Source organism: Methylobacterium sp. D54C (assembly GCF_053345595.1).
In genome coordinates this window covers 125,212-139,466 of sequence record NZ_JBKFAK010000006.1, presented here as the reverse complement: position 1 = coordinate 139,466, position 14,255 = coordinate 125,212, and the positions used below count along the sequence as shown (strand labels likewise).

The 14,255-nt window shown below is 71.5% G+C and carries 15 protein-coding genes; 7 read left to right on the top strand and 8 right to left on the bottom strand.

Annotated elements, in window-relative coordinates; all coding sequences use genetic code 11:
* Window positions 1-17 precede the first annotated feature (17 nt).
* Both ACLBYB_RS15430 and ACLBYB_RS15425 read left to right on the top strand, forming a co-directional pair.
* Window positions 18-1,034: a hypothetical protein gene (locus ACLBYB_RS15430; RefSeq protein ID WP_447699290.1), complete on the top strand. Its 1,017-nt coding sequence runs from the start codon at window positions 18-20 to the stop codon at window positions 1,032-1,034.
* A 238-nt stretch (window positions 1,035-1,272) separates the two neighbouring features.
* Window positions 1,273-2,202 (top strand): LysR family transcriptional regulator, encoded by a 930-nt coding sequence (locus ACLBYB_RS15425; RefSeq protein ID WP_447699289.1) that lies wholly within the window; start codon window positions 1,273-1,275, stop codon window positions 2,200-2,202.
* A 10-nt stretch (window positions 2,203-2,212) separates the two neighbouring features.
* Here ACLBYB_RS15425 and uraD read toward each other — a convergent pair whose 3' ends face one another.
* Genes uraD through ACLBYB_RS15410 form a run of 3 tightly spaced genes read right to left on the bottom strand, consistent with a single transcriptional unit; the run spans window position 2,213 to window position 4,987 of the window.
* The gene (gene uraD / locus ACLBYB_RS15420) at window positions 2,213-2,722 is read right to left on the bottom strand and encodes a 2-oxo-4-hydroxy-4-carboxy-5-ureidoimidazoline decarboxylase (protein ID WP_447699288.1); all 510 of its coding nucleotides are present in this window, start codon (window positions 2,720-2,722) and stop codon (window positions 2,213-2,215) included.
* Window positions 2,719-3,675 carry an allantoinase PuuE gene (gene puuE, locus ACLBYB_RS15415; RefSeq protein ID WP_132368692.1) on the bottom strand — a complete coding sequence of 319 codons (957 nt, stop codon included), beginning with the start codon at window positions 3,673-3,675 and terminating at the stop codon, window positions 2,719-2,721. The genes uraD and puuE overlap by 4 nt, the downstream gene beginning before the upstream one ends.
* Before the next feature lie 40 nt (window positions 3,676-3,715).
* On the bottom strand, window positions 3,716-4,987 hold the full coding sequence (locus ACLBYB_RS15410) for a urate hydroxylase PuuD (RefSeq protein WP_447699287.1): 1,272 nt from the start codon (window positions 4,985-4,987) through the stop codon (window positions 3,716-3,718).
* 276 nt (window positions 4,988-5,263) lie between these two features.
* On the opposite strand from ACLBYB_RS15410, the gene uraH reads away from it, so the two are divergent.
* Window positions 5,264-5,617 (top strand): hydroxyisourate hydrolase, encoded by a 354-nt coding sequence (uraH, locus tag ACLBYB_RS15405; RefSeq protein WP_447699286.1) that lies wholly within the window; start codon window positions 5,264-5,266, stop codon window positions 5,615-5,617.
* 51 nt (window positions 5,618-5,668) lie between these two features.
* Here the strand turns inward: uraH and ACLBYB_RS15400 are convergent, their stop codons facing one another.
* Window positions 5,669-6,568, bottom strand: coding sequence for an AraC family transcriptional regulator (locus tag ACLBYB_RS15400; RefSeq protein WP_447699285.1), 900 nt, complete (start codon window positions 6,566-6,568; stop codon window positions 5,669-5,671).
* A 165-nt stretch (window positions 6,569-6,733) separates the two neighbouring features.
* Between ACLBYB_RS15400 and ACLBYB_RS15395 the strand changes: the two genes are divergently transcribed.
* Both ACLBYB_RS15395 and ACLBYB_RS15390 read left to right on the top strand, forming a co-directional pair.
* Complete coding sequence (locus ACLBYB_RS15395) at window positions 6,734-7,315, top strand: DUF308 domain-containing protein (protein WP_447699284.1); 582 nt, start codon at window positions 6,734-6,736, stop codon at window positions 7,313-7,315.
* Window positions 7,316-7,423: 108 nt separating this feature from the next.
* Window positions 7,424-8,218, top strand: coding sequence for an ABC transporter permease (locus tag ACLBYB_RS15390; protein ID WP_020094533.1), 795 nt, complete (start codon window positions 7,424-7,426; stop codon window positions 8,216-8,218).
* A gap of 41 nt (window positions 8,219-8,259) precedes the next feature.
* Here the strand turns inward: ACLBYB_RS15390 and ACLBYB_RS15385 are convergent, their stop codons facing one another.
* From ACLBYB_RS15385 to ACLBYB_RS15375, 3 genes are all read right to left on the bottom strand, one after another.
* Window positions 8,260-8,679, bottom strand: a complete 420-nt coding sequence (locus tag ACLBYB_RS15385) for a RidA family protein (RefSeq protein ID WP_026605155.1) — start codon at window positions 8,677-8,679, stop codon at window positions 8,260-8,262.
* Between the two features lie 166 nt (window positions 8,680-8,845).
* On the bottom strand, window positions 8,846-9,811 hold the full coding sequence (locus ACLBYB_RS15380; protein WP_447699283.1) for an alpha/beta fold hydrolase: 966 nt from the start codon (window positions 9,809-9,811) through the stop codon (window positions 8,846-8,848).
* Between the two features lie 289 nt (window positions 9,812-10,100).
* Window positions 10,101-11,036, bottom strand: a complete 936-nt coding sequence (locus ACLBYB_RS15375; protein WP_447682300.1) for a site-specific integrase — start codon at window positions 11,034-11,036, stop codon at window positions 10,101-10,103.
* Between the two features lie 687 nt (window positions 11,037-11,723).
* Here ACLBYB_RS15375 and ACLBYB_RS15370 point away from each other — a divergent pair.
* Together ACLBYB_RS15370 and ACLBYB_RS15365 are read left to right on the top strand one after the other, a co-directional pair.
* Entirely contained in the window at window positions 11,724-13,421 is a 1,698-nt protein-coding gene (locus ACLBYB_RS15370; RefSeq protein ID WP_447699282.1) for a methyl-accepting chemotaxis protein, read from the top strand.
* Window positions 13,422-13,551: 130 nt separating this feature from the next.
* Window positions 13,552-13,854, top strand: a complete 303-nt coding sequence (locus tag ACLBYB_RS15365) for a hypothetical protein (RefSeq protein WP_447699281.1) — start codon at window positions 13,552-13,554, stop codon at window positions 13,852-13,854.
* A gap of 126 nt (window positions 13,855-13,980) precedes the next feature.
* Here ACLBYB_RS15365 and ACLBYB_RS15360 read toward each other — a convergent pair whose 3' ends face one another.
* Window positions 13,981-14,220 (bottom strand): hypothetical protein, encoded by a 240-nt coding sequence (locus ACLBYB_RS15360; protein ID WP_042674370.1) that lies wholly within the window; start codon window positions 14,218-14,220, stop codon window positions 13,981-13,983.
* Window positions 14,221-14,255: the final 35 nt, after the last annotated feature.

Here is a 14,255-nt window from a genome sequence, read left to right as displayed (position 1 = left end):
GGGAGGAGGGGGCGGACATGACCATGGCTTGTCGGATCGCGGCCGCGCTGCTGCCGCTCGGGATGACGTGCGCGGCGGGGGCGCAGGACCTCGGGACGGCCTCCTCGGCGCCGGTGGCGCCCGAGGCCACGACGGTGGTGGAGGACGGCCCGTTCTTCCTCTTCGCCGACACCCAGATCAGCTACCGCTACCAGTTCCCCACCGTCTCGCCCGGAATCCAGATCCAGCGCCCCGACGGCAGCTTCGTCTCCCGCGCGGCGCCCAAGCACATCCTGAATATCTCCCACGCCGATGCCTGGGCCTACGGGACGAACTTCTTCTCCCTCGACATCCTCAAGTCCGGCTCCCAGTTCCCGGCCGGCACCACCAACGCGCCGGGCTCCGTCGCCGCCCCGTTCTTCGCCGATTACGGCAACACCGAAGCCTACGGGCTGTATCGCGGCACGCTGAGCCTCAACGCGCTCACGGGCACGAAGGCCTTCACCGTTCCCGGCCTCGTCAAGGAGGTGTCGCTGGCCTTCGGCTTCGACGCCAACGCCCAGAACGACGCCTTCGGCTCGAAGAAGCGCGACATCGTCGGCGGCCTGAACTTCGCCTTCGACGTGCCGGCGGGCTTTCTCAACCTCTCCGTGCAAGCCTACAAGGAGTGGAACCGGAACGGGTTCAATCTCCAGCCGGACCGCGACCAGAGCTTCGACACGGTCCCGGAATTCGAGCTGGTCTACAGCTTTCCCCTGACCTTCACGGGGCTGCCGCTCAGCCTCGTCGGCTTCAACAACATCGTGCTGCCGAAGGGGCGGGGCGTGAGCAATCCGGCCGCCTTCGCCTTCAACCCGCCCCGCGGGCTCGAAGTCCTGTCGCGCACCAACCTCGTGCTCGATCTCGGCAAGCTCGTCTACGATCAGCCCAACCGGGTCGATGTCTTCGTCGGGTTCCAGTACTGGCACAACAAGTTCGGGAACGTCGAGACCGCGACCTTCAAGGGCACCGAGGAGAAGAGCTTCCTCGCCGGCGTCGCGTTCCACGTCTTCTGATGCCGTTTCGGTTGATCAGATCGGTTCCGCCGTCGTTGCGAGCGGAGCGAAGCCATCCAGCCGGCACCACGTTCCCCGATGTCCCGCAGCCCTGGGTTGCTTCGCTGCGCTCGCAATGACGGAGCGGGCTGCACCGACCGAAACGTCACGCCGCGGGGGATGATCGGGTCGGACGCCGAGTTCAAAATGTCGGGACAGTCCGTTGACAGGTCCGAACCGCTCCTGACGATCCCCGCCCATGATTTCCCTGGAAAGCATCCGCATCTTCCTGCGCTCGGCGGAGACGGGGAGCTTCTCGGCCGCCGGCCGCTCGCTGCGGCTGTCACCGTCGGTGGTGAGCTACCGGATCCAGACCCTGGAGGAGCATCTCGGCTGCCTCCTGCTCACCCGGACGACGCGGCGCATGAGCCTCACGGAGGCCGGCCGGATCTTCTACGACCGCTGCCTCGACATCACCGCGGCGGTCGAGCAGGCGGAGAAGAGCGTCGAGACCGCGGGCGCGGTGCCGCGCGGGGTGCTGAAGGTGACGGCGCCGCTCGGTCTCGGCCGCCGGGTCGTCGCGCCGCTCGTGCCGCGCTTCCGCGCCCGCCACGGCGAGACCGATGTCCGCCTGCGCCTGTCGGAGCACCTCCTCGACCTCGTGCAGGAGGCGGTCGACGTCGCGGTCCGCCTGTCGCAGATGCGCGATTCCACCTTCACCCTGCGGAAGGTCGCGGAGATCGAGCGGGTCCTGTGCGCGGCGCCGGCCTACCTGGCCGGGCACCCCGCGCCCGCCGAGCCGGCGGACCTGCTGCAGCACGCTTGCCTGCTGCTGCGCTATCCCGGCGCCGAGCAGTTCCGCTGGACGCTGGTCGACGGCCAGGAGACCGTGACCCTGCCGGTCTCGGGGCACATCGACGCCGACGACGGCGACACGCTCACCGCCTGGGCGCTGGCCGGCGAGGGCATCGTCCTGAAGCCGCTGTTCGAGGTCGCGGCGCACCTCGCCGAGGGCCGGCTCGTCCCGGTCCTGGAGCACACCCCGCCGACCAGCGTGACGCTCGGCCTGCTCTACCCGTCCCGCAAGATGCTGTCGGCCCGGACCAAGACCTTCGTCGACATGACGCACGAGGCCCTGCGCCAGCACGTGAGCGAGCAGCTCGCCCTGGTCGGCGGCCGGGCCGTCTGACGCCGGCGCCTCAGGCCGCGACGAGGGCCTCCAGGCGCAGGGCGGCGATCCGTCCGACCTGCCGCAGGGCCTCGGCCCGCTCGGTCTCCGGCGGGTTGCCGAGCCGCTGCTCCAGCCGGGCGAGGATCGCGTCGCGGTCGAGGCCCCGGACCGCGATGATGAACGGGAAGCCGAAGCGCTCGGCATAGGCCCGGTTGAGGTCCTGCAGCCGCGCCATTGCGGGGGAGGGGCCGCCCAGCAATCCGCTTCCCGCCTGCTCGCGGCTGGAATGCGCGGTGAGCTCGCCGCGCTGGGCGGCCCGCCCGGCGAGTTCGGGATGCGCCCGCAGCAGGGCGAGCTGGCGGACCGGGTCGGCGCCGGCCACCGTCGCCTCCATCGCCGCGTGCAGGTCCGCGCGCCCCGCGAAGGGCCCGCGGTCGAAGGCCGCCTCGGGGACCCAGGGGGAGTGCTCGTAGACCTCGGCGAGAAGGTCCACGAAGGCGTCGCGCGCGAGCGCGTTGAGCGCGGCGATGGTGATCACGGAATCGTCCTTTCCGGGGTCGGTCCCGCCGCCGGGGCGCCGGGAGGATGGTGGGCCGCCCAGTGCCGGGCGATGTCGATCCGCCGGGTCACCCAGACGGCGGGACGGGCCAGGACGTGGTCGAGGAACCGGGCGAGGGCCGGCAGGCGGGCGGGACGTCCGACGAGGCGGCAATGCAGCCCGATCGACAGCATCTTCGGGGCGCCCGCCCCCTCCTCGTAGAGGCAGTCGAAGGCGTCGCGCAGGTGCGCGAAGAACTGCTCGCCCGACGGGAAGCCGCCGGGGATCGAGAAGCGCATGTCGTTGGTGTCGAGGGTGTAGGGCACCACGAGGTGGTCCCGGCCGGCGACGCGGACCCAGTAGGGCAGGTCGTCGGCGTAGCTGTCCGAATCGTAGAGGAAGCCGCCCTGCTCGACCACGAGCCGCCGGGTGTTCGGGCTGTCGCGGCCGGTGTACCAGCCGAGCGGCGTCTCGCCGGTCAGGCTCCGGATCGTCTCGACCGCGCGGGCGAGGTGCTCCCGCTCGATCGCCTCCGGGACGTCCTGGTAGGGCAGCCAGCGCCAGCCGTGGCCGGCGATCTCGTGGCCGTCGCGGAGAAAGGCCTCCACGGCGGCCGGATTGCGGGCGAGCGCCTGCGCGACGCCGAAGACCGTGAGGGGCACGCCGCGCTCGCGGAACAGGCGCAGGATCCGCCAGACGCCCGCGCGCGCGCCGTACTCGTAGAGGCTCTCCATGCTCATGTGCCGCGCGGGGAAGGGTGTGGCCCCGGCGATCTCGGAGAGGAAGATCTCGGCGTGGGGGTCGCCGTCGAGGACGGAGCGCTCGCCGCCCTCCTCGTAGTTCAGCACGAACTGGACGGCGACCCGGGCGCCGCCGGGCCAGCGGGCGTCGGGGGGCGCCTCGCCGTAGCCGACGAAGTCGCGCGGGGGGCCGTCTGTATCCGGTGCGGTCACGGGCGGGATCCTGCGTTGGCGCGGAAGCGGGGTCGGACGGTTATCGCGCGGCGAGCCAGCGGGCGAGCGCCGCGCGCTCCTCGGGCTGCATGTCGGTGATGTTGTTCGGCGGCATCGCGTGGGTCAGGACGGCCTGCAGGCGGATGGCCGGCGCGAAGCGCGCGACGTGCTCGGGGCTGTCGAGGAGCACGCCCTTGGGCGGGCTCGTCAGGCCCGGCCACAGCGGCTCGGCGGCGTGGCACATGGCGCAGCGCGTCCCGACCACGGCCATCACGGCGTCGTCGACCGCGGGGCCCGCGAGCGCGCCCGTCCCGGCCGCCGCGAGGCTGATCGCCGGGGCCGGGGCCGGGGCCGGGGCCGGGGCCGCCTCGGCGGCGGCCGACAGGCCGATCCGCTCGCGGGCGCCCGGCGACGAGGCGACGCTGATCGCGACCGCCACCGCCACGCAGGCCGTCGCGACGCCCCAGGTCCACCAGCGGTCGCCCCCGCCGGCGTTGCGCACGTTGAAGTAGTGGCGGACGACGCCGCCCGCGATCACCACGAGGCCGACGATGGTCCAGCTGTAGGGCGAGGACCACGCCATCGGGTAGTGGCCGGACAGCATGAAGAACAGCACCGGCAGCGTCAGGTAGTTGTTGTGGGACGAGCGGTTCTTCGCCTGCTTGCCCCAGGCGGGGTTCGGGACCCGGCCCGCGACCAGCTCGGCGATCGCCTTGCGCTGGTTGGGCATGATGACGAGGAACACGTTGCCGGTCATCCAGGTCGCGATCACCGCGCCCGTGTGCAGCATCGCGGCCCGGCCGGAGAAGACCTGCTGGAAGCCGTACGCGAAGGCGACGACCGTGAGGAACACGGCGGTCGCGAGCAGCGGCGGCCGGTTGGCCAGGGGCGAGCGGTTGAGCCCGTCATAGATCAGCCAGCCGAGGGCGAGGGCGCCGAGGCCGATGGCCGCCCCGGTCATCGGCGTGATCACGCGGACCGCCGGATCGATCAGGTAGAGGTCGGCCTGACCGTAATAGACCCAGCACAGCAGCGAGAAGCCCGACAGCCAGGTCGCGTAGGATTGCCATTTGTGCCAGATCAGGTGCTCCGGCATCCGGTCGGGCGCGACGAGATACTTGCGCACCTGGTAGAAGCCGCCGCCGTGCACCTCCCAGGCCTCGCCGCCCTTGCCGGTCGGGATTGCCGGAATGGCGCGCAAGCTGGCGTCGAGATGCATGAAGTAGAACGACGCGCCGATCCAGGCGATCGCGGCGACGACGTGGGTCCATCGAATGAGGAACCCGCCCCATTCGTGCAGGATCGGATACATGGGACGGATCCTCCGCGATCTGTCGTGGGGCCGGGTTCGGCCTCGATCGCGGCTCGTGGTTCGGCCCGAGCCGCTGCCCCGGGTGTGCCCGGAACCGAGGCCGGCAGCGACCCGCCCCGGCGCCAAGGACCTTCAAAATCGTTCGGAAAATGCCGGGCGCTTTCCGGGTTGTCCGAGCCCCCCGCCCCGTGCTCGTCTCCACCGTCTCCTTCGGCCCGACAGACCTTCGCCCGCCTCGGGCCGCGGGCGCGGGCCTTTCCGTCCGGGAGGACGCCGATGGGCCATCTTTCGACACACGTCCTCGACACGGCCGCCGGCAAGCCGGCGGCCGGGGTCACCGTCGAGCTCCGGCGCCTCGCCGGGGACGGCACCGGGGAGACCGTCGCGTCGGCCACGACCAACGGCGACGGGCGGACCGACGCCCCCCTGCTCGCGGGCGACGCCCTGACGCCCGGGACCTACGAGCTCGTCTTCGCCGTCGGCGCCTATTTCGCCGGGACGGGTGCCGGCGCCGAGCGGCCGTTCCTCGACCGCGTGCCGGTGCGCTTCTGCGTCTCGGACCCGGACGCCAAGTATCACGTCCCGCTGCTCATCACGCCGTGGAGCTACTCCACCTATCGCGGGAGCTGACACGGGATCGGCCGGCATCGGCCCGGGCGGAGCTTGCCGGAGCGCCGGACCTCAGCCTTCCGGCCGCGCTCCGGCGGCGCGACCGGTCGCCTCCCGGGGCGAGTGGCCGAACAGCGCCTTGTAGGCCCGGCTGAACGCCGCCTCCGACTCGTATCCGACGCGCAGGCCGATCTCGCCGACGCGGGCGTCGCCCGCGGCGAGCATGTCCCGCGCGAGGTTCAGGCGCCACTCGTTCTGGTAGCGCAGGGGTGAGCGACCGACGAGCGCGTTGAACCGCTCGCAGAAGCTCGACCGCGACATTCCGGCGACGTCCGACAGGGCCTCCACGCTCCAGCGCTGCAGCGGCCTCTCGTGCATGATCTTGAGGGCGCGGGCGATGCGGGGATCGGCCAGGCCGGCCAGCCACCCCGACGTCCGGCCGAGATGAACCCAGGTCCGCAGCGTGCGGATGACCGCGAGGTCGATGATGCGCGAGATCATCAGGGCCGCGCCGGGTTCGGCGTCGGTCGTCTCGACCAGCAGGAAGTGCACGAGGCCGTCGAGCCATCCGGCGCCCTCCTCGCGCCGGATGCAGATGTGCCGCGGCAGGAGCGCGATCATGCTGCGGAGCGTGTAGGGATCGAACCAGAACCGGCAGGCGACGACGTCCGCGCCCTCCGCGGCGACCAACCGCCCGGTTCCGAGGCCGCGAGGCAGGAACAGCAGGTCGCCGGCGCCGACCGCGAGGGACTCGCCGTCGCCTTCGAGGATGAGGGCGCCCGCGATCACCACGAGGACGTGGCCTGCGCCGGCATCCAGATCCAGGCGCTCGCCCGGCGCGACCGGCCGGGACTCGACGCGGTCCCCGGTGAGGCGGATCTGCGCGAGCACGTGGGACAGCAGGTCACCGGACGCGGCGCTGCGCGGCCCGCCCTCCGGAAGATCGGTCAAGTTTTCCAGCGTTTCCGACATGGCTGGCGCCGGCTCCCGATCCTAAACGTGGGCCCATCGAAGCGCGTATTCGCTCGGCGCATCCGGATCTACAAAGCTATAAATCGGCATCTATCGTGTCCATCTACCTTGTTCACGAATAGATCCGGTCCGTCGAGCCGCGCTCAGTACACGAAGGAGCCGACGATGAGAACCGACCCGCAGCGCGATCGCGGTCCTGCCTTGCCCTGGCTCACCGCCTACTACTTCGTGCGTGCCGGCGTCGCCGCCGCCTGGGTGGCCGCCGCGCTCGGCCTCGGGCGAGGCATGCCGGCGGTCGCCGCGACGCTCTTGGTCGCCTATCCCGCCTGGGACGCGCTCGCCAACCTGGCCGACGCGCGGCACAACGGCGGCCTCGCGGGCAGTCCCAGCCAGGCCCTCAACGCGGCGATCAGCGCGGCGACCGCGATCGCGGTCGCGGTCGCCCTCGGACGGGGCCCGAACGCGGTGCTCGCGGTGTTCGGCGCCTGGGCCATCCTCTCGGGACTGCTCCAGCTTCTCACCGGCGCGCGCCGCTGGCGGGCCGGCGCCCAGTGGGCCATGGTCCTGAGCGGCGCGCAATCGGCGCTCGCCGGCGGCTTCTTCATCCGGCAGGCGGCCGGCGCCGCGGTCCCCGGGATCGTGGATGTCGCGCCCTACGCGGCGTTCGGCGCCTTCTATTTCCTCGTCTCCGCGGCCTGGCTGACGGCGACGCGCCTGCGGGACGCGTCGCGGGCCCGCGCCGCCTAGGCGCCGGTGCGGCCGGGCGGATCCGACCTCGATCATCGCCCCGGCCCCTCCGGACATCCGCACCGTCGTCCCCTCCCGACCGCCGTCGGACAGCAGAGGCCATGCTCCATGGGCGCGCGAACGAGCGTGAAGCCGCGGAGGAACGCGGTCGAGGCCTACCTCCACGTCCTGCACGCGCTGATGCTGCGCGACATGCGCACCCGCTTCGGCGCGTCGATGTGGGGCTACGGAGTCGTCGTTCTCTGGCCGTGCGTGCACGTCTTCGTGCTGATCACGATCTACACGGTTCAGAAGCTGCCCGCGCCGCTCGGCGACGACAGGGCCCTGTTCTTCGCCACGGGCGCCGTGCCCGTGCTCGTCTTCCAGTACATCTCGCGCGAAGTCATGAAGTCCGTGATCGTCAACCGGCCGCTGACCTACTACCCGCAGGTCAGGCTGTTCGACCTGGTGTTCTCCCGCGTGCTCGTCGAGATCGTGACCGGCTTCCTGGCCCTGCTGGTCGTGAGCGGTGTCCTGGTCGCGCTCGGCACGAACCCGGTCCCGGCGGACCCGCTGACGGCGGTGGGCGGCTACCTCGCCGCGATCGCGCTCGGGATCGGGATCGGCACGATCAACGTCGCGATCATCGGCTTCTTCCCCGGATGGCTGATCGGCTACGCCCTGTTCAGCATCATCCTCTACGTGTCCAGCGGCGTCCTCTTCCTGCCGAGCTACTTGCCGGAACGGCTGTACTACTGGGCCAAGTTCAATCCGGCCCTGCAGGTCGCGGAATGGATGAGGTCGGCCTACTACCCGGCTGCCGGACTGCAGGTCGACCATCTCTACGTCGTCGTGTTCGGCCTGACCGCGGCGTGTGTCGGCCTGGGCCTGGTCGTGCGCGGCGGCGGCCAGCTGCGAGGCTGAGCGGGGACGCGTCCGATCGGCCCGGGCGCGGAGGACGCGGCTCAGCCCGATCGCGCGTCCGACGACGGCGACGTCGCGCCGCCGCGGTGGGCGATCAGGTCGATCTCGACCAGGGCGTCGTAGGCGAGCCCGGTCGTGCCCACGCAGGTGCGGGCCGGCAGCCGGTCGGGCGGGAAGAAGGATCTGTAGGTGGCGTTGAAGGCGGCGTAGTCGCGCTTGAACTCGGTCAGGAACGCGCGCGCGACGACGACGTTCTCGAGGCCGAGGCCGAGGCCGGCCAGGACCGTCGCGAGATTGGCCATCACGTTGCGGGTCTGCGCCTCGATCCCGTCGGGCAGGACGCCGGGCCTGTCCGGCGTGTCGGGCATCTGACCCGTGACGAAGACGAAGCCGTCGACCTCGACCGCGTGGCTGAAGGGGGCGACCGGCTGCGGCCCTCCGGAGACCATGTGGAACAGCATGGCCGACGAGGCGGACTGGGGTTGCGGCACCGCGATCTCCCTTGCGACGGGCGCGACCCGCCCGATCTCCGTGATCCAGGTCCGCGACCGTAGGGTCACGATCAGGCCGGGGATAGTGTCGGATGCGGCGGTCCGATCCGGTCCGCGCCATGCCCGGTGGAGAGGGTCAGAAGAAGCGCCGAATCTCCTCCGCGATCGCGTCGCCGTCCGTCTCCAGGGCGAAGTGCCCGGCGTCGAGGAAGGTGACGCGCGCCTCCGGGATGTCGCGCCGGAACGCCTCGGCGCCGGGCGGGATGAAGAACGCGTCGTTGCGCCCCCAGACGGCGAGGAGCTTCGGGCGACGCGCGCGGAAGAAGGCCTGGATCAGCGGGTAACGCTCGAGATTGCGCTTGTAGTCGAGCTTGAGCGTGACCTGCCGGTCGGCATTGCCCGGCCGCGCCAGGATGGCCGCGTCGAGCGTGTAGGCCTCGGGCTCGATGCGGGACGGGTCGGGCACACCCTGGACGTAGGCGGCCCTGACGCCGTCGAGGGTCATGCGGGCGCGGATCGCCGCGACGGCGGCCGCGTTCGGCGCGGCCCAGTAGGCCCGCAGCGGCGCCCAGGCCGCGTCGCCGAGCCCGTCGAGATAGGCGTTGCCGTTCTGGGACACGATGCCGGCGACGCGGTCGGGATGGGCGAGCGCCAGATCCCATCCGACCGGCGCCCCGTAATCGAACGTGTAGAGGATGTAGCGGTCGAGGCCGAGCGCGCCGACGAACGCCTCCGTCGTGCGCGACAGCGACGCGAAGTCGTAGACGTAGGCGCGATCCTCCGGGACGTGCGTGAACCCGAAGGAAGGCAGGTCCGGCGCGATCAGGCGGAAGCGATCGGCCAGCCTCGGCATGAGGTGCCGGAAGTAGAAGGACGAGTTGGCGAAGCCGTGCAGCAGCAGGATGACCGGGGCGTCGGGACGACCGGCCTCCCGGTAGAAGACGTCCACGCCGTCGGCCCGGACCGTGCCGTGGCGGACCTCTCCGGCCCGCGCGGGGTGGACCTCCGCCCGCACGGTGCCCGACGCCGCCGCGCCCGTCGCCAGCACGCCGCCGGCGAGCACACGCCGCCGCGTCGCGCCGGCCGGTCCGCGCCCCGTCATCTCGTCTCCGTGCGTGTGTCGCATCATGGCGCGCCTCATCCTGGCGGGACGGCATGCGTCGGGATCGTCACCGCCGGGTCGGACGGCGCGACCGTCGTGCGGGACGGCGATCCGCCTGGCCGGGCCGCGGCCCGGACGCGCGAACCCGACGGCGCGACCATGATGCAGGGACGCGGCGCGCTCCGGAACAGCGAGTCGTCGCAATTCACCATTCCCTGCCGTGAAACGGTCGACGGCCGGCGCGGCGGCGACCGCGGGCTTCCCGACGGTCTGACGCGCCGCCCCGGCGCTAGAGGCCGAGGTTGCGGCCCGGATGCGCGTCGGCGAGCTTGGCCCGGCGGACGTAGCCCCGCATCGTCTTGAGATCCCGGTGGCGGGAATGCGCCATGATCTCCTCGTCGCGCGATCCGCGCCTGTACGCCTCGGTGATGAAGCCCGCGCGGAACCCGTGGGCGGAGATGCGCTCGCGGGGTCCGGCGACGAGGCCGGCTTCCGCCGCGCGCTTCTGAACGATGCGGCCCACCGAGTCCGGATGCAGCCCGTCGTCCATCACGGTGCCGTCCGCCCGGACCGCCCGGAAGACGTAGCCGTCGGCCGGCGCCGCCTGCAGCCAGCGCCGGAGCGCGGCAACCGGACAGGTCGCGGGGCTCCCGCCTGCCAGAACGGTCACGACCGTGCCCTCGCCGTCCTGATCACCTTTCGAGTGCGGCAGGAAGACATCGACGGCGCCGTCCCGGAACGCGAGATCTTCGCGGCGGATCCGCGCGACCTCGGAGCGCCGGAACGCGCCGGCGAAGCTCAACAGGAACAGGGCGCGGTCCCGGAGCGCGGCCACCGTCCCTTCGCAAGCGGCGACGATCCGGAGCGTTTCGGGCACGCCGAGCGCGGCGGCCTGCTTCTTCGGCCTGCCGTAGCGCCGGAACATCCCGCGCAGCGCCGCCCGGACGGCCGGATGCGCCGGGATCCACGGCAACCCCTGGAGCTTGTGCGCCTGACCGATCGTGACGAGCCGACGCTCGATCGTCGCGCGCTTGTGGGTCTCGGCCATGGAGGTGAGGTAGCTCGCCACCTGCTCGGGACCCGCGGGGAGGGGCGCGAGATCGTGGCCGCTGCACCAGCGCGCGTAGTGCTGCCAGTCGGCGCGGTAGGCCCGACGGGAATTCTCCGAGAGCGCCTCGTCGGCGAAGGCGCGGGCGCGGGCGGCAAGCGTGGCGGGCAGCGTCATGGCTCTCTCCCTCGGTCGCGCCTGAGCGTGGCGCTACGTCTGATAAGAAAGGGTTATCAGACGCTGGCCGATGCGGCGCGGCCCGGGCCTCCCCACTCGTGGAGGAGGGTGGGCTGCGTGCCTCGCGAACGGTCCACGAGCGGAGAGGACATCCGCGCTCCGCGGCAGGTCGAGAACGGCGCGCGATGGCGCGGATCTGCGGGCCGGCATCACCCGCTGCGGCGAGTCGGAGCGTCCAGCGGAACCGTGTGATCGGGTCGGGGGTGGCGCCCCCTCGCCTCCGCATCCGGGCAGACGGTCCGCCAACGGTCCGAGCCAGCCGCCCGGCCCGCCGGCAATGCTTCTCCGGTTCGTCCGGATGGTCACCCTTCGGCAGCGTCGCTGCGCCCGGGGCGAGACGTTGGAACACCGCCGCGGGATGTGTCCGAGATTGCGGTCACGCGCTCGACGAAAGTTCATCCAGTGGTTGTGAAGCACGCCGCGGAACTTTAATCCCGGACGAGCGCGGTTTTTATTGATCGCGCTCCGATACCGAGCTCGCAACCTCAAATCACTATTGGATATCCTCGGCAAGAAGACCGCGATCATTAACCTGTATTTAGTTTTGCACCCGCATCTTGGCTCAAATCTCTCCGCAGCGAGCAAGCTGCGGAGCTCTCTGCGATCCTGAACACTGGAGGGGACGTCATGGGTCGGTTTCGCAATTTGCGATTGGGCACCAAGATCGCGATACCGGCCGCCCTACTGCTCGCGACCGCCGTCGGCATCGTCTTCTTCGCGCGGTCGGCGATCGACGAGCTCGAGAAGAACACCCAGCAGATCGTCGACGTGGCCGCCGTTCGCGCCGTCACAGCGCTGCAGATGGCGCTGGCCATGAGCAACGCGACGATCTCCGAGAAGAACATCATCATACAGACCGATGCGGCCACGATGGCTGCCGAGCGTCAGCACTTCCAGCGCGAGCGGACGCTCGCCTACGAGGCGATCGACCGCCTCATCGCCCTCGCGGACACCCCGGCTCGGCATTCGGCGAACGAAGCCATCAAGGCCGATATGGGCGCGTATTTCGCGGCGGCCGACCGTGCCATCGCCCTGGGCATGAAGAACGATGCCGAAGGGGCCCGGACGATCTCGGTCGACGAGGGCCGCCCCGCGCGGGCCAAAGTGCTGGAAGGCGTCCAGATGCGGACCGAGACGAACGCCAGGGAGCTCAGAGCCTCCAGGGACCACGCCGTCGCCGTCGCCGAGCAGATCAAGCTGACGCTCACGGTCATCGCCGCGTCGGGCCTTCTCGTCGCATTCGGGATCCTCGGCGGGATCGTGCTGTTCGGGATCAACCGGCCGCTGGCCAGCCTCGTCGGCGTGCTGCAGCGGATGGCCAGGGGCGAGGTCGACGCCGAGATCAAGGAGGCCGCCCGCGGCGACGAGATCGGTGCCGTCGGCAAGGCGGTCGAGGGCATCAAGGCCATGGTGGCCCAGAAGGCCGCCGAGCAGGCCGAGATCCGGCGCATTGCCGACGAGGCGGCGGCCGTCGAACGCAAGCGGACGATGGTCGAGCTCGCCGACGGTTTCGAGCGCGCGGTCGGCGGGATCATCGGCATGGTCTCGTCCTCGGCCACCGAGCTCCAGGCCACGGCGCAGACGATGACGGCGACGGCCACCGAGACGGCTGGCCGGTCGACCACCGTGGCGGCCGCGGCCGAGGAGGCCGCCAGCAACGTCAACACGGTCGCCGCCGCCGCCGAGGAACTCGGCTCCTCGGTTCAGGAGATCGGCCGGCAGGTCGACGGCTCGGCCGACATGGCGCGGGTGGCGGTCAACGAGGCCGACCAGACCGGCGCGCTGGTGCAGGAACTGAGCGCGTCGGTCGCGCGCATCGGCGACGTCGTCGGCATGATCTCGACCATCGCGGGACAGACCAACCTGCTCGCCCTGAATGCCACCATCGAGGCGGCCCGCGCGGGTGCCGCCGGCCGCGGCTTCGCGGTCGTGGCAACGGAGGTGAAGGCTCTGGCCGAGCAGACCGCCAAGGCCACCGAGGAGATCACCGGGCAGATCGCCCGGGTTCAGGCCTCCACCGGTCAGGCCGTATCGGCCATCGGGTCGATCACCGTGCGGATCCAGGAGATCAGCCACGTGGCCACCTCGATCGCCGCGGCCGTGGAGCAGCAGGGCGCGGCGACGCAGGAGATCGTCCGGAACGTCAGCCAGGCCGCGATGGGCACCGGCGAAGTGACCAGCAACATCGCCGGCGTGGCCGGCGCGGCCGAGGAGACGGGCGCCGCGGCGAGCCAGGTTCTGGGAGCGGCTTCCGAGCTGTCGCGCCAATCCGAGCATCTCGCTGCCGAGGTGGGGCGCTTCATGGCCACCGTCCGAGCCGCCTGATTCGGGGGCGACCCGCGACCCCCCGTCCGGCTCATCGCCGGACGGGGCCGTTTCAGGACCGAGATCCGCGAAGGCGGCTCTCGTCCGCCCTGAACCTTCTTCCCGCATCCGGCGTTGAAGACTTCAATCCATGATTGAGGTCCCGATGAAACACCGTACTCTCTTGCGTACTCTCTCGGCCGCTGCGCCGCTCGCGGCCGTCCTCGCCGGGACGGCCTACGCGCAGGCGCCGGCCACCGCGCCGGGCGCGCCGCCGACCTCCTCGGGCGTCGTCACGCCTCAATCGGGCGCGACCGGCGCGCCGGTCGCGGTGACGGGGTCGCCGACCGGGCAAGCCGCCGACACGCGTTCCAACAGCTCCTCAGCCGCGGGCAACGCCAACCAGCCGGAGCGCCCGTCGCCGCAGGGCGGCAGCGGTGGCAGCAGCCGATAGCCGTCGACGATCCGCCGGCACGGCCCCGGTCACGGCCCCGTTGCCGGCGGCCTCTCCCTGAACCGCTCGCGCCGCGCGGCGGCTGCGACACCGGCCATCGCGCTCGGGTCGCTCCGTCGCCGCGCGTCAGGCCTCGTCCTCGGCCGAGCCGGGCCAGGCCGGACCGTGACGCTCCTCGAGTTCGGCTCGGCCGGCTTCAGTGATGCGGTACTCGACGGTCTTCGTGTCCGGATCCGTCCGACCCGTCGCGAGAACCAGTCCCAGGACCTCCATGCGCCGCATGTAGCCGCTGACCTGATAGAAGCGGGCGCCGGTCTGCGCGAGGGTGCGGAGCCGGTAGAGGCTGCCGGGCGGGAGCTTGTACATCGCCCGCCACCGTATCGGTTGTCGGCCCGGACGTC

Excerpts from the sequence above, each read along its gene's own strand:
- ACLBYB_RS15430 (WP_447699290.1), top strand. The coding sequence starts at position 18 with ATGACCATGGCTTGTCGGATCGCGGCCGCGCTGCTGCCGCTCGGGATG.
- ACLBYB_RS15425 (WP_447699289.1), top strand. The coding sequence starts at position 1,273 with ATGATTTCCCTGGAAAGCATCCGCATCTTCCTGCGCTCGGCGGAGACG.
- ACLBYB_RS15410 (WP_447699287.1), bottom strand. The coding sequence starts at position 4,987 with ATGTATCCGATCCTGCACGAATGGGGCGGGTTCCTCATTCGATGGACC.
- uraH (WP_447699286.1), top strand. The coding sequence starts at position 5,264 with ATGGGCCATCTTTCGACACACGTCCTCGACACGGCCGCCGGCAAGCCG.
- ACLBYB_RS15400 (WP_447699285.1), bottom strand. The coding sequence starts at position 6,568 with ATGTCGGAAACGCTGGAAAACTTGACCGATCTTCCGGAGGGCGGGCCG.
- ACLBYB_RS15395 (WP_447699284.1), top strand. The coding sequence starts at position 6,734 with ATGAGAACCGACCCGCAGCGCGATCGCGGTCCTGCCTTGCCCTGGCTC.
- ACLBYB_RS15390 (WP_020094533.1), top strand. The coding sequence starts at position 7,424 with ATGGGCGCGCGAACGAGCGTGAAGCCGCGGAGGAACGCGGTCGAGGCC.
- ACLBYB_RS15385 (WP_026605155.1), bottom strand. The coding sequence starts at position 8,679 with ATGCTGTTCCACATGGTCTCCGGAGGGCCGCAGCCGGTCGCCCCCTTC.
- ACLBYB_RS15380 (WP_447699283.1), bottom strand. The coding sequence starts at position 9,811 with ATGACGGGGCGCGGACCGGCCGGCGCGACGCGGCGGCGTGTGCTCGCC.
- ACLBYB_RS15375 (WP_447682300.1), bottom strand. The coding sequence starts at position 11,036 with ATGACGCTGCCCGCCACGCTTGCCGCCCGCGCCCGCGCCTTCGCCGAC.
- ACLBYB_RS15370 (WP_447699282.1), top strand. The coding sequence starts at position 11,724 with ATGGGTCGGTTTCGCAATTTGCGATTGGGCACCAAGATCGCGATACCG.
- ACLBYB_RS15365 (WP_447699281.1), top strand. The coding sequence starts at position 13,552 with ATGATTGAGGTCCCGATGAAACACCGTACTCTCTTGCGTACTCTCTCG.
- ACLBYB_RS15360 (WP_042674370.1), bottom strand. The coding sequence starts at position 14,220 with ATGTACAAGCTCCCGCCCGGCAGCCTCTACCGGCTCCGCACCCTCGCG.